General features: G+C 32.5%; 10 protein-coding genes. 5 read left to right on the top strand and 5 right to left on the bottom strand.

Features of this window, described 5'->3' with window-relative positions; genetic code table 11:
- The first annotated feature begins 133 nt into the window (after positions 1-133).
- Positions 134-748, top strand: a complete 615-nt coding sequence (locus AC1Q7L_RS04575; RefSeq protein ID WP_492306578.1) for a hypothetical protein — start codon at positions 134-136, stop codon at positions 746-748.
- A 166-nt stretch (positions 749-914) separates the two neighbouring features.
- Here the strand turns inward: AC1Q7L_RS04575 and AC1Q7L_RS04570 are convergent, their stop codons facing one another.
- A complete protein-coding gene (locus AC1Q7L_RS04570; protein WP_492306577.1) occupies positions 915-3,806 on the bottom strand; it encodes an AsmA family protein in 2,892 nt (963 codons plus the stop codon).
- 204 nt (positions 3,807-4,010) lie between these two features.
- Here AC1Q7L_RS04570 and mug point away from each other — a divergent pair, with 204 nt between their 5' ends.
- Positions 4,011-4,520: a G/U mismatch-specific DNA glycosylase gene (gene mug, locus AC1Q7L_RS04565; RefSeq protein ID WP_492306576.1), complete on the top strand. Its 510-nt coding sequence runs from the start codon at positions 4,011-4,013 to the stop codon at positions 4,518-4,520.
- 5 nt (positions 4,521-4,525) lie between these two features.
- Here mug and AC1Q7L_RS04560 read toward each other — a convergent pair whose 3' ends face one another.
- Positions 4,526-5,134 (bottom strand): DNA-3-methyladenine glycosylase, encoded by a 609-nt coding sequence (locus tag AC1Q7L_RS04560; RefSeq protein ID WP_492306575.1) that lies wholly within the window; start codon positions 5,132-5,134, stop codon positions 4,526-4,528.
- A gap of 89 nt (positions 5,135-5,223) precedes the next feature.
- Complete coding sequence (locus tag AC1Q7L_RS04555; protein ID WP_492306574.1) at positions 5,224-5,658, bottom strand: winged helix-turn-helix transcriptional regulator; 435 nt, start codon at positions 5,656-5,658, stop codon at positions 5,224-5,226.
- Positions 5,659-5,810: 152 nt separating this feature from the next.
- Between AC1Q7L_RS04555 and AC1Q7L_RS04550 the strand changes: the two genes are divergently transcribed.
- The 3 genes from AC1Q7L_RS04550 (at position 5,811) to AC1Q7L_RS04540 (ending at position 8,378) form a co-directional block, all read left to right on the top strand.
- Entirely contained in the window at positions 5,811-6,629 is an 819-nt protein-coding gene (locus AC1Q7L_RS04550) for an SDR family oxidoreductase (protein WP_492306573.1), read from the top strand.
- A 611-nt stretch (positions 6,630-7,240) separates the two neighbouring features.
- Positions 7,241-7,951, top strand: a complete 711-nt coding sequence (locus AC1Q7L_RS04545) for a hypothetical protein (protein ID WP_492306572.1) — start codon at positions 7,241-7,243, stop codon at positions 7,949-7,951.
- 13 nt (positions 7,952-7,964) lie between these two features.
- A complete protein-coding gene (locus AC1Q7L_RS04540; RefSeq protein WP_492306571.1) occupies positions 7,965-8,378 on the top strand; it encodes a hypothetical protein in 414 nt (137 codons plus the stop codon).
- Positions 8,379-8,461: 83 nt separating this feature from the next.
- Here the strand turns inward: AC1Q7L_RS04540 and AC1Q7L_RS04535 are convergent, their stop codons facing one another.
- Together AC1Q7L_RS04535 and AC1Q7L_RS04530 are read right to left on the bottom strand one after the other, a co-directional pair.
- Positions 8,462-10,855: a hypothetical protein gene (locus tag AC1Q7L_RS04535; RefSeq protein WP_492306570.1), complete on the bottom strand. Its 2,394-nt coding sequence runs from the start codon at positions 10,853-10,855 to the stop codon at positions 8,462-8,464.
- A gap of 231 nt (positions 10,856-11,086) precedes the next feature.
- A complete protein-coding gene (locus AC1Q7L_RS04530; protein ID WP_492306569.1) occupies positions 11,087-13,228 on the bottom strand; it encodes an outer membrane beta-barrel protein in 2,142 nt (713 codons plus the stop codon).
- Between the last annotated feature and the right edge of the window lie 7 nt (positions 13,229-13,235).

The raw sequence follows: 13,235 nt of genomic DNA, 5'->3' as shown, positions 1-13,235 counted from the left end.
ATTCATCAATAAATACAAACAAAGCCATTGAATAACTTTTGTCGAAGGACATTTGTGAAAGATGGTTTTGTTTTTTTAGGTTAAATAATCCTTGACCGATTTTCTAACAGTTTTTAATCATTAAATATTAATTATGAAACCTAAACAGATTCCCGGAATTCCGTTGCAGAAAAAAGGTGGTTCTCATGATACTGAAAGCATAAAACAATATGATAATCCGGAAAAAACAATTGCACAATATGCTATTTTAAAAGAAAGATTTTTGTCTGTTAATCAATGGAAAAACTATTGTGGAGAAGGTTTTGCCGATTTCAGACTTTACGATTCTCTAGGAAATTACGTTGATAGGCTTCCAAAAGTTGGAGATTTTATCAGGATTGACATTCCAGGCCCGGGAGGTTTTGAAGCAAAAGGTTACGATTGGGTTGAGATTATTGAAATAAGCGAAAATTATATCAATAAAAATGAACTTGAAAATTTATTGATTATTTGCAGACCTTCGACAATTCCCGGAAGTAAAAAAAATAGTCATATTGCTCATTTTTATTCCGATGAAGCAACTTCAAGTTTCATGATCTCAAGAAGTGAAAATTCTATCAAAGCAGCTGTTTATGGAAGAAATGAAAGTCCAAATTGGAACGCCAATTTTTTAGATAAAATAAGAAACTTCTCAATCGCCGTTGGCGGAATGTTTGGTGTTTCAAAAATTCAATGGAAAAGACTTTCTGATCAGTTTTTGGATTTTTAAATTTTGTTTTAAGCTTAAATTTTCCATCAATTTTGTCATTCCGGAGGAATCTAGACTATTATTTTAATTACGATATATAGATTCCTCCGGAATGACAAAAACAACGTTATACTCTTTGAATTGTGAACTTTACAAAAAAAGACTGTCATTTTCAGACAGTCTTTTTTTATTTTTTCTTTAGATTTTTAGTGATCTGTTTTTCTGCATTTTTAGCTTTTTGCTCTTGAGCTTCCTGATCTTTACGGTGCTGACGTTTCGTTTTTTTCTCTGCACGTTTTTCTGCGCGAATCAGCTTGTTTGATTTTTTATTATACAAAGCCGCTATAATTCCCTGACCTTTTTTGCTAAAAATCTTGATTTTCGGTTTTTCATGAGTTCCTGTTACAACAATCGGAAAACCAATCCATCCACCAGGTGGAAGTCCAACTCTGATCTGTAGATCCAATAATCCGTTGAAACTTGTGGTTCCGCTGATTGAAGGTCTTAAAACAGAAACCTTGAACGTGAATTTATCAACATGAATCAAATTATTTTTAATATGAGTTTCAATATTTACCCCCTTCATATCAGGATTATCAAAACCTTTGGAACCAATATTATCGCCAACAGCTGAAAGCATTTTTAGGTTTTTAACTTCAACATCACGGAGATTTACAATTCCGCCACCTTCTAATGACGGGTAAATTGGACTCATATTTTTATCAAAATCGCCTTTTAATTTATAGTCCAGCGATACAATTCCTTTTACGTCTTTTGCTGCCGTAGCCATTTCCCGAACCATATCGATTTCTTTGTATGCTCTCTGAACATCAAAATCCTGAACTTTAAGGGCAACATCATAATTGGCAGTCAGCGGAGATTCATCCTGATAACGCGCATCGATATTCATTCTGCTTCCGATAATGTCGAAAGAGGTATTTTTAAGATAAACCTGACCTTTGGTTACAGAAGCTAATCCTTTAAGATGATTTAAACCTAATCCTTTAAATTCAACTTTTTTAGCATTTGCTTCGAGAGAAACATCAAGGTTTTTCGGAACGATTACAACACCGCTACTCTTTGGGTTTTCTACTTTTGCATATTCTACTTCGATTGATTTATCGGTATTGTCACCACTTTTCAAGGACATAAATTCATCAACCAAAATGTAATTGGAATTCATTACAAATTTTCCGTGAAGAGTTCCTTTTCTTTCAATAAAATAATTAATGGTGTTTAAAAGATAACCATTTAAAGCAAAATCTGATTTTCCATAAGTTGCAAAAAACTTTCTGAACCACATTTTTTCATTCTCAAACTGGAAATTTCCTTCTTTTATATAGAATGATTTCGGAAGATATTCTGTTGTGGCTTTTATATTTTTAAGAATTAAAGTTCCTTTGTTGTCCAATTTGCTGTATTGGCCAGTTGTTGCGTAGCTCTGTCTTCCGTTTAGAGAAAGGTCAGCCATGATTAAACCGCTGATGTCTAAGCCTTTTTTAGCAAAAACTTTGTAAATTCTGCCAATATTTAAAACTCCTTTTGCTTTAACTTTATACAGTAAATCTTCAAAATTTTGCAGATCAGCATTGATGAAAACAGGATTTCCTTCAAAATCAAACTTAAAAGGATCTAATTTCACTCCAAGACTCTTGAAAGTTCCATCAGTATTGATAATATTAGCCACCAAATTAATATTTTGGATGGGGTTGGGGTAATATTTAGTCTTCACAAAACCGTTTTTCAAATTGATGTATCCATTAGTTTTCGGAAACAGTTTTTTATCCATACTAAAAATTCCGTTGGCTTTGATATTGGTATCCATCAAACCACGTACTTCAATATCCTTTAATCCTAATGCCTGTTGCAGTGTCTGAAGGTTTACAGCACCTCTGATGTTGGCATTAACATTCATTTCTTTGAGACCTTTTGTTCTTACATAGGCAAGAAATTTATTATTCGGGCCAAGGTCGAAACTTAATTTTTTAAGATCTATTCCCAATTGGTCAGTATCTAATGATGGAAGATCAATATTTAGATCCATATTAAGATTGTTCATCGGAACAGGCGCTTTTCCGTTAGAGATAAATCCGTTTTTAACCAAAAGTCGAACTTTTACTCTTGGTTTAAGATTTTTTGGCTCGCTGAATCTTCCTTTTACATTAAAATACAAATCACTATTTCCTTCAATTTTGGTGTCTTTTGCCCAATCCAAATATTGTGGAGGTAATACAGAAATCATTTCACGAATAGTTGTTTTTTCTGAAGCTGCTTTAATATCGAGGTCGTATCCGTCTTTCAAAATACTTGCGGAACCAATGAATTTTAATGGTAAATCATTCACCCTTAATTCGTTCTTTCTCAATACAAAAGTCAAAGCATTGGTATTGATTCTTGTAATAAGATCTGCATGTAATTTCTTTTGTTTTGCGTAATAAATTCTGTTAAGACTGAAATCTACTTTGTCAATATCAAGATTGGTTTCGAGGTCAAAAATGTCTTCACTTAATCCACCTTTTCCTGTGTAATTCAATCCTTTAGCATCAACTAAAATTCTGGCAGCGTGATCAACATATTTTACATGGCTGTTTTTAATTTTTATAAGATCCAGTTTTATAGAGGTACCGGCTTCTGTGGTGTCTTTCGGTGCCGATGAAGGTTTTGAAATGTAAACGTTGTAATTTGCTTCACCTTTTGTGTTTACAAAAACATTGGCGTAAGCATCTGTTACGTATATTTCATCGATCTTAACTTCACGATTAAAGATCAGATTTTTTAAATTAATTCCTACAGCAACTTCTTTTGCAGCCAATAAAGTATCGTTCTGAAAAGGTTTTGAACCTTGTAAAATAAGGTCATCTACAGAAACCGTAAGCGAAGGAAAGTGTCTGAAAAATGTAAGATGCGTTTTTTTATAATCCAGTTTTCCGGCAAGATGTTGATTGGCAAATATTTTTACCTGCTCAGAAATCGTTCCGGGAAATAGAAGCGGAATAATAAACATCAAAAATAGAATTGAGGCTATTGAAATTCCCGTCCATTTTAGAATTTTCAAAATTATTTTTTTAAACTTTTCCATAAATCGATAATTTTGATTTTATCAATGTTTTTTAGATATAAATAGCGATAATAAGTTAATGCTTATCTAAAATCAAGCCATTTATCATGGAAAATTCCAAAATGATATCTAATGTATTTAAAAGGTTAAAATTTTAAAAATATTGTAGAAATTTTTCATATTCATAAATTCAAAAATGATATATTGAATGATTAAATTCAATGAATGTTAACAGATATTATCTCTAAAAATCTCACCGTTATCTTTTGCGGAATCAATCCTGGTTTGAAATCTTCGGAAGATGGGCATCATTTTTCGGGAAGAAGCAACCGTTTTTGGAAAGTTTTGCATGAAGCCGGTTTTACTTCTCATCAAATTGAAGCTGAAAACGATACCAGTATTTTAGATTTTGGATATGGTCTCACGACGGCTGTTGCAAGGCCAACTTCCCGCGCAGACGAACTTTCCAAGGAAGAATTTGATGATTCTCTTGAAATTTTTAAAGCAAAAATGGTCAAGTTTCAGCCAAAATATATTGGTTTTCTTGGTAAAGCTGCATACAAAGCTTTTTCTGGAAAAAAACAAATCGAATGGGGATTGCAAACAGAAGATTTTTGTGGTGCTAAAGTCTGGGTTTTACCGAATACGAGCGGTCTAAACCGAGGATTTTCACTTGATGATCTTGTTGTTTCTTACGGTAAATTTTATATTGAAATTCAAAATCTTGAAAAATAGATTTCTTATTCTACTTTATTAGGTTTACTTACATATTTATTGCCTTTAACGAAAAATCGCCATGGCAAAAAAGCATCTTCCTGAGCGTACGCGACGCCAACACGTGGAGTTGCAACAATGTCATCAGGATTATACCTAATGTTATGATCTTCAATCCAGATCTCTTCTCCGGTAAGTTCTTTTTTGTTGAAAGAACGGTCAATTCCTAAAGCTTTTGCTGCAGAACCCGGGCCGGATGAAATTGCAGGTTTTGTTGAAGGCATATTTCTTCTGAGTTCCATTATTTCCTGACCGATTAACGGTTCAATGGCTCTTATCAATACAGCATGAGGCTCATTTTCAACGGAAGTTACAACGTTGAAAAGGTGATGAATGCCGTAGCATAAATAAACATAAGAAATCCCCCCTTGAGCATACACTATTTCGGTTCTGTCAGTACGTTTTCCGCCGTATGCATGAGAAGCTTTGTCGTGAATGCCAAAATAAGCTTCTGTTTCTACAATTATACCAGCTGTAATTTTACCATCAATGTCGGTGAAAAGTACTTTGCCCAGAAGGTCTTTTGCCAGAAAAAGGACATCTGGATTTTGGTAATAAGAAAAAGGTAATTTCAAATTAATTCAGTTATTATTTTTAAGAGAAATTAAAGATAATTAAAAATTGTTTTATTTGAATTTTGAAAATGGTTTGTTTCTAATTAAAACTATTTTGCAATCAACAGTTTTTTGGCTTCTAAAGTTGCTGTCAACTCTTTTTTTAATTGTTGAATGTAAGCGTCTTTGCCTTTTTCAATTTTCGGAGCAACATTTAAAGTATCTTCTGTACAGTCAGAATCTGATCCCCAGATCGCCAATTCAATAACAACAGGAATTAGACTTATTCCTTTTTCTGTAAGGCAATATCCTGTACGGGCTTTTCCAGCTAAAGGATATTTTATTACAAAACCGTATTTCTCCAGCATTTTTAACCGGTCGGTCAGTATATTCGTAGCGATACCTTCATCAGATTGCTGAAAATCTCCAAAAGTTGTATATCCTTTTAAGATCATATCTCTTACAATAAGCAAAGTCCATTTGTCACCAAAAAAATCGAGTGAAAAGCTTACAGGGCATGTTGAACGTTGTGATATATCTTTCATTTATGAAATCAATTAAAAATTACTTGCAAATTGAAAGTAATTGTATTTATATTTGCACTTGCAATTTGCAACTACAAAATTATGTTTTTGAAAGCATTTATGCAAATCGTAACAATCATACAATTAAAAGATTAATAATTAAATTAAAAAAAATGGCAAAAGTATTTTTAATAACAGGAGCATCAAGAGGATTTGGAAAAATCTGGGCTGAAAAATTTTTAAAAAGAGGTGATAAAGTTATCGCAACAGCGAGAAATACAAATGATCTGAAAGACTTGATAGATCAATATGGTGAAAATGTATTTCCATTGCAGTTGGACGTTACAGATCGTAACGCTGCTTTTGAAACTGTAAAAAAAGCAAACGAACATTTCGGAAGAATTGATGTTTTGATTAATAATGCGGGTTACGGACTTTTTGGAGCGGTTGAGGAAACAACAGAAGAGCAGGCAAGAGGTCAGATGGAAACAAACTTTTTTGGAACTTTATGGATGACGCAGGCTGTTCTTCCGATCATGAGAGCGCAGAAATCGGGTCATATTATTCAGGTTTCAAGTTATTTAGGGTTGATAACATTGCCGATTTTAGGTTTGTATAATGCTTCAAAATTTGCTGTAGAAGGTTTTAGTGAGACATTAGCAACAGAAGTTTCAGGATTTGGAATTAAAATTTCTCTGGTAGAACCCAATGGTTTTGCTACAGATTGGTCGGGTGCTTCGGCTGCTCAGACAGAATCTATTGATGTTTATAACCCGATAAAAGAAGCGTTTATGGCAAGTGCAACGCCTGATATTTTCGGAGATCCTGAAGCTACTGCCGATGCTATCGTAAAATTGGTAGACGCAGAAAATCCTCCATTGAGATTATTGCTCGGGAAAATGGCTTATCCAAGTGTGAAAAAGATTTATGAGGAACGTCTTGCCGGATTTGAAGAGTGGAAAGAGGTTTCGGTAGCTGCGCATGGGAAGTAAATTCATATAATTTTTCTTTATATTTTAATGTAAAAGCCTTTAAATCTTGTATTTGGAGGCTTTTTTTATGGAATAAAATTCACTTTAATTTCATTATTAAAATCTTAACAAATAGGAAATTATGTGAGAATTATATTGTTATTATGCTTTATTACTGAATTTAAAATATAATTAATAAATTATTTTTAAAATATTCATTAATATTTAATTTTTTTGACTTAAATTTATCACTTAAACGAGAGTATTTATATTGTGCTGATTGTGTCAAACCTATTGTTTGAAAATTTTTCAATTTTTTCCAATTAAATATGATGATTTAATGTAATAACATGCTTGATTTGAAGCACATCAAAAACAGAAAAAACTCTAATTATTTAAACAAAAGCAAAACAATTAATCATGAATTTATTATGTCATATTTCAAGAAATATTGTTTGAGTAGGGAATTGTACTTTAATAATTTACCTATCAAGAATTTTTCACTTTTTACAAAATATAATTTAGAATATCATAGAATTCAATTAGTTAAGGTCATTAGTTAGACAGCCTTGAAGTCGATGATTTGGAGGCTGTTTTTATTCTTAAAATTCAAATAAAATTAATATACCATTATGAAAAATCTTTTTAAGTATGTCCTGTTTTTATCGGTCACATTGTTGTCAGTTTCTTGTAGTTCTGATAGAGACGAAGTTGTTGATGAAACGGGAGGTGTTACCCATGTATTCTACAAAAATGCGGATGAATTTGCATTAACGTATGACACTGGCGGAACGGTAAGTCAGCCAATCAGAAATCAAGCGTTTGATTTGTATAAATTAGGTAAATGGAGCGAATTAGAAACTTTATTTAAAACCAATAGCCTTAATGGCGGATGGCCTCCTGCAAACGGTGGATACAATATCGTTGACGAAGTTCCTCTTACAATGGGGCAAAAATTTGACAGATACAGCGGAGCTATCGGTAACTACACCGGAACCGGAATTCCCAATTTGGGAGGAAGTTTTACAAGTCCGATCGTAAATGGATATGTTTATACTTTTAGTCAAAGAGCTTTAAATCAAGAAGAAAATAAATATGATTTCTATTATGAGATTGATGTTTTGAATAATTTACTACCTTTCAAATCTCAAACGGCAGATGTTATTCCTTGGTTTGGTCAGGTGGGAAAAGGTAAGCAAACGATGTGGAAAATCTCAATAGATCCTGCAACCGGTTATCAGAAAACATGGAATAAACTGGCGCAGGAAGGTTATATAAAAGTTACCATCAAAAAAAGTCCGAGCGGAAAATACAATAACTTAGCAGGGACGGTTATTCAGTAATAAATAAATTGAAATGTATTCAATATCAAAAAAAATAAATATTCTTGAAAAAGCTCTTGTCGCAAAGAGCTTTTTTAGCAATGATGAAATTATTCCATCTGCTGTAACAAAATTTACATGTTGCAATTGCGGTTCCGAAAATTCAATCGAAATAAAACCTTACGAATCCGGGTTTCCGATTCTTCAAATTTACAGCGAAGACAAAGTTTTATCTAAAAGTGAATTATTAAATAATAAAATTGTCTCTGAAACTTCAAGCAGAATGCAACATTTTGGAGAGTTGACGGTACATGATCTGCCAACGCTTTATTTTGGAACAGATTGTTCGTCTTGTCATTCAAAATACATCTGTGTTTTCAGTTATGGCGAAAAACAGCCAGGCCTGACTTTATTAGAAATTTCGGGTGTTTGGAAATATGAACAATAGAATTTTGGTTTAAAAATATTCAATACAAAATAAAAAAATCTGCCTCACAACTGAGACAGATTTTTTTTATTTAAAGTAATAGATTATTTTAAAATTTGGTTATCATAAAGAATATTGTCGTCTTCATCGAAGCTTATGATAAGCACTTTATACTGTTTTGCGCTGTCGTTATTATAGAATTTAATTCTTGGAGGAACGTAATCGCTGTCAAATAAATTGGGATTCCAATATAGGGTCTCTCTAGTATCATTTTCTACTTTAGCTGTAGAATCATCTAACATTTCAATAGGAAATTCAGATGGTTTATCATAACCTTTTACTATAGCTAAGTTATTTTTTTTCGTGTCTTTCACATTATTCTTAGATTTCAGATTACCTTTCATGGTGTAGATTACTACAGCATTGCCTATTAATCCTGATCCTTTTACAATTTTTACCATCGCAATATTGCTTATAGGAAGACTTGAAATCATACCCACGTCAGTAGGTGTTTCATCTAAATATAACTTGGCTTGACTGCCTCGAATGTAAGGAACATTTTCCCCTGAGTTATTTCGTTGAAATGATAAACCTGCAGCCCTTCCTTGTAGCCAATCTAAAATGTTGGTTGATGCGGTATGTTGGTCTTCATTTACAAAATCAAATATTGTTGCATCCACAGAGCTAAACATTCCACTGGATAACTGTTTGTCTAATTCTTCTTTTGGATCAACCTTTTTTCCTACTAATTTTACTTCCTCAATCTGAACATCAATATTTTCAGCTTTTTTATTGTTTTTCTGAGTGTTGATGGCTCTGGAGATCGTTGTAGAGAGCTTTTTATTTTCAGTAACTTTTACCAATTTGTATTTTGTACTAGGGAAATTGCCTTTAAATTGTGTGGGATTTACTAAAGGCTCCACTGTGACAAACAAATTATCAGTACTTGATTCTTTATCTTTTTCCGGATTTACATATAACGAAACTCCCAAAGGTTCATTGAAATTAAGGTTGTCTAAATAAACATATCCATTTTGATCGGTTTTAAATAAACTGACAGTCGGTTGGCCTTCCCCTAATCTTAATGCTAAAGTTACAGCAGCGTCTTTCAGTATCGTATTATCCTTAATCGGTTTTACTTTATAAGAAAGAAATTTTAGAGAATTGTTTTTAATGGTAGGTGTAACTCCGCTAAGGACAGAATTCCAATCAAATCTTTTCCAAGTTTCAGAAATAAGCAAAGCATCCAAAGCTTCACTATTAGCATTTTTAGAAAAATATTGTGCCGGTGAGTCTATTTTAGTGGTAAAATCTCCTGTTAGCCAAAGACTACTCAGAATATTTTCATCTTCCGTGTTGTTGCTTCCGTCATCATCACTTACCACAACCGTATAATTTTTAAAATACGACTCTGGGGAAAGATCAATACTATTGAAAGATCTTGGTGTTTCCTTTAAATTTTTACCGATAATTTCTGCTTTCTCAACCTTTAAATTATTGGGTTTGATAAAACAAAGTCTTTTTGCAACTAAATTATCCTGTTCATCAAAAATGGCTAACTGTAAAACAACATTAGCTCCATTACTAATTTTAGTAGGAATAAGACTTGAAGCTTCGTTAGTTAGCTGATTGATATTTGCCTTATAAGCAAGATGATTATTGATGGTTCCAACAATTTTATAATTTTGGAGCTGTTGTTTTAAATTGACTCCTTTTAAACTGTATTTAACGCCATCTTTAGAGCTTACAACTTCTAAATTAAGACCGCTGCTTGCAACTTCCGGTAAATCTATTGTTAGTTTTTTTCCTGTATTATCCTGAATGATGGCTTGATATTTTTTGCCTAAAGTTGGAGTTATTTTAAAAGAAGCAACATTTTTATCAAACGATGTAAAAGTTGTGATTGCTACATTTGGATTTTGTGAATCGATTATTTTTCCTGTCCAGCTTTCGGGTAAAGAAGTATCGCTAGATAATCTCACGGCAAATTTTGTAGGGATTCCATTAATGAAATTTCCACCTTCTGGAAAGGCTTTAGCAGACCAATTAGAATTTTTAGAGATCTCTAATGATTCAGCAGAATTGGGATTATAAATTGGCAGAGTTTTAACAACCTGAAAATCTTCACTAAAATTGGTCATATAAGGCGTATAAGCTCTCACGAAATAAACCTGCTCCGGAAGATCTGTTTTCAATTTAAAATCTCCGCTGCCTTCACCATTGGTTAGAAGAATGGTTTTCCAGTCGATTAATTTTTTATCAGAATCGTACAGCTCAACAAATAGAGTGGTAGACAATGCTGTTCGGTTGTAACCATCAAATACAAAGCTTTTAAACCAAATTTGGTCACCTGCTGCATATTGTGATTTGTCGGTAAGTAGGTATACTTTTTCCTGTTCGTAATTATTCTCAAGATTGGTAATTGCTTTTTCCAGTTTGGTTTGTGACAGTACAGGTTGCATACCGGAAATAAGCAATAAAAAGAATATATTTTTCATAGAGATATTAGCGCATTCTTTAATGCTATGCTAAATTACTTACCAAAATTGATATTTACCTTCTAATTTTAAAATTTAAGGAGATTTTAACTATTTGAGGCGGGAAAACAAGAAATTTGTTACTTTATTTTGGCCGTGCTGTTAATTCTGTAGTATTCTGATTCAATTTTTAATAAAAATAAAGAGGCTCAGATTATAAAAACCCGAGCCCCTTCTTTATAGACAACTAATTTACTTTCTGTTTCTGGATTTTAAGTCATCCGTTAATGATCCTTCTTTTTTGATCTCTTTTAATTTTTGATTTCCAAAAGTCCAATATAAACCGAGTCTGATACCTTGTGAATCATTATAAGTTTGGTTTATGTAAGTTACATCGTACATTGCTTGATCATAATTTTTCTGGCCTTTTAAAATATCCGTGAACATCACATAAGTCGTTAAGTTAAGATGAGGAATTTTCTTCTGAATCGTTAAACTTAAATTATTTGTGCTTCCGTGTTTGAAGAATCCGTCATAAAAATCTGTGGAAAACGAATAGGAAGCTTCTGCGGCATATCCTTTCTTAAATATAACTCCTAAAACGGTTCTGTTATTAAAAGCTAAATTGGTTTTTCCTTTTTCAAATCCTTCAAACTCCATGATGGGTAAATAATTTACGTTCATGTAATTTTTAACGATATATTTTTCTTTGAATACTTTATTTAAAGCAAGACTTGCATACAAAGTCATCATTTTAAAGTTATTGTATTCCTGAACAAGATAATCTCCTCTTTTTACGATCAGTGTACTGATGTAGTTCGGAGAATAATTCATCCCGACAGATAACATTTGGTTTTTATAATACATCGTAAAATCTACTTCATGCTCGATCTGAGGTCTTAAATTGATATTTCCAGAAGTGTAAAGTGTACTGTCGTCACTGTTTTTTCTTCTTAATTGGTTCAATAAGAAATAATCAGGTCTTATCAATGTTTTTTTGTAGCTCATTTCTGTCTGGAAATTCTCCGAAAAATTGTGCTGAACTAAAATATTAGGGTAAAAACCATCAATTTTAAATGAACTTGATTTTAAATCATTATCAAAGAAATTGGTTACGTTTCCTTCATATCTCATCCCAACTCTTACGTATGTTTTTTCTCCAAATTCTTTATTTCCTTCTAAAAACAATGCGTATTGTTCTTCACTGTAATTTTGTGTAGCTTCCTGAGACAGCAGATCATTTACTGTGATGTTGATCGGATTATTGATGTCACTGTATGATAATCTTCCACCTACAGACCATGTACCTAATTTTTTAGTTTGAAGGGTATAATTGGCATTGGCAATAATCATGTTGATATTTCTTGAAGAAGAATCATCGATCTGGTTTCCGTCTACATATTCCGGGTGTACATAATAAAGGTTTTTGAAACGGTTATTGGTTCTTTTATTTGTATTTAAATATTCAAATTGTACGTTAAGTTTTTGGGTTGCGGAATCATTTTGAAACTGATAATTCGCCTGAAGATTAGTACTTCTCCCACTGTCTTCATAATTTGAGTTATATTTAAAAATCGAGTCTTTTTTGATGAGCCTGTCGCTTGTTGGAAGTCCGTTGTCTGCATTCAATTTGCTTGTCGTGTTTGCAGGGTTGTATTCCGCGTATAGACTGAATTTGTTTTTCTTATTAGCAAAATAATTGACTAAAAAAGAATAGATGTTTGAATGTCTCTGAACATCCGAGGTCTGGTTGATATCCCAGATATTGTTTTTGTATTCTCTTTGTGAGTTTACCGTGTTTAAAACGTTGGTGTGAGTACTGCTTATCAGCGTATTAAATTCGAATTTTTTTGATTTGAAATTGACGTTGATATTCTCCGCCATGTTCATTTTTTTAGTGAAACCTAGGCTGGATCCGATTCCCAGTTTTAAACCTTCAATACTGCTGCTGATTAAATTTATTTTGATGATTGATTGTTCATCTGCCGGATAAGAAGAGTCGGGAGTGCCGATTACTTCTATGTTTTTGATAAGCTTGCTTGGAATAGATTCAAGGTAGCTTTTAAGTTCCATGCTGGAAAGACGAATTTTTCTGTCATTAATATACACTGTAGTATATTTTTGTTTGATCTTGATCATTCCGTCTTCTGAAGCATCTGCATATCCTGAATTTTTTATAAATTCCCAAGTGTTTTTAGAATCATTTACCGGTGTATTTTCTGCTGAAATAATTATTTTTCCGTTCTTGAATTTTACTGCAGAACGAGTGATTTTAACTTCCTCAATTTTCTTTTCATTTTTTACCGTGTCTTTTTGTTGAGCGGAGGTTAATATTACTATCGTTGAAGATAGTAATATTAATGCTCTGCTTGTTTTATTTTGAAAATGATTCATAATGTTG

The sequence above is a fragment of the Chryseobacterium sp. GW823-FHT05E08 genome, assembly GCF_058795655.1.
This window is presented reverse-complemented; position numbering and strand designations above follow the sequence as displayed.

What these genes read in the sequence shown, in the direction of transcription:
- AC1Q7L_RS04575 (WP_492306578.1), top strand. Translation starts at nt 134, where the DNA reads ATGAAACCTAAACAGATTCCCGGAATTCCGTTGCAGAAAAAAGGTGGT.
- AC1Q7L_RS04540 (WP_492306571.1), top strand. Translation starts at nt 7,965, where the DNA reads ATGTATTCAATATCAAAAAAAATAAATATTCTTGAAAAAGCTCTTGTC.
- AC1Q7L_RS04535 (WP_492306570.1), bottom strand. Translation starts at nt 10,855, where the DNA reads ATGAAAAATATATTCTTTTTATTGCTTATTTCCGGTATGCAACCTGTA.
- AC1Q7L_RS04545 (WP_492306572.1), top strand. Translation starts at nt 7,241, where the DNA reads ATGAAAAATCTTTTTAAGTATGTCCTGTTTTTATCGGTCACATTGTTG.
- AC1Q7L_RS04570 (WP_492306577.1), bottom strand. Translation starts at nt 3,806, where the DNA reads ATGGAAAAGTTTAAAAAAATAATTTTGAAAATTCTAAAATGGACGGGA.
- mug (WP_492306576.1), top strand. Translation starts at nt 4,011, where the DNA reads ATGTTAACAGATATTATCTCTAAAAATCTCACCGTTATCTTTTGCGGA.
- AC1Q7L_RS04555 (WP_492306574.1), bottom strand. Translation starts at nt 5,658, where the DNA reads ATGAAAGATATATCACAACGTTCAACATGCCCTGTAAGCTTTTCACTC.
- AC1Q7L_RS04550 (WP_492306573.1), top strand. Translation starts at nt 5,811, where the DNA reads ATGGCAAAAGTATTTTTAATAACAGGAGCATCAAGAGGATTTGGAAAA.
- AC1Q7L_RS04530 (WP_492306569.1), bottom strand. Translation starts at nt 13,228, where the DNA reads ATGAATCATTTTCAAAATAAAACAAGCAGAGCATTAATATTACTATCT.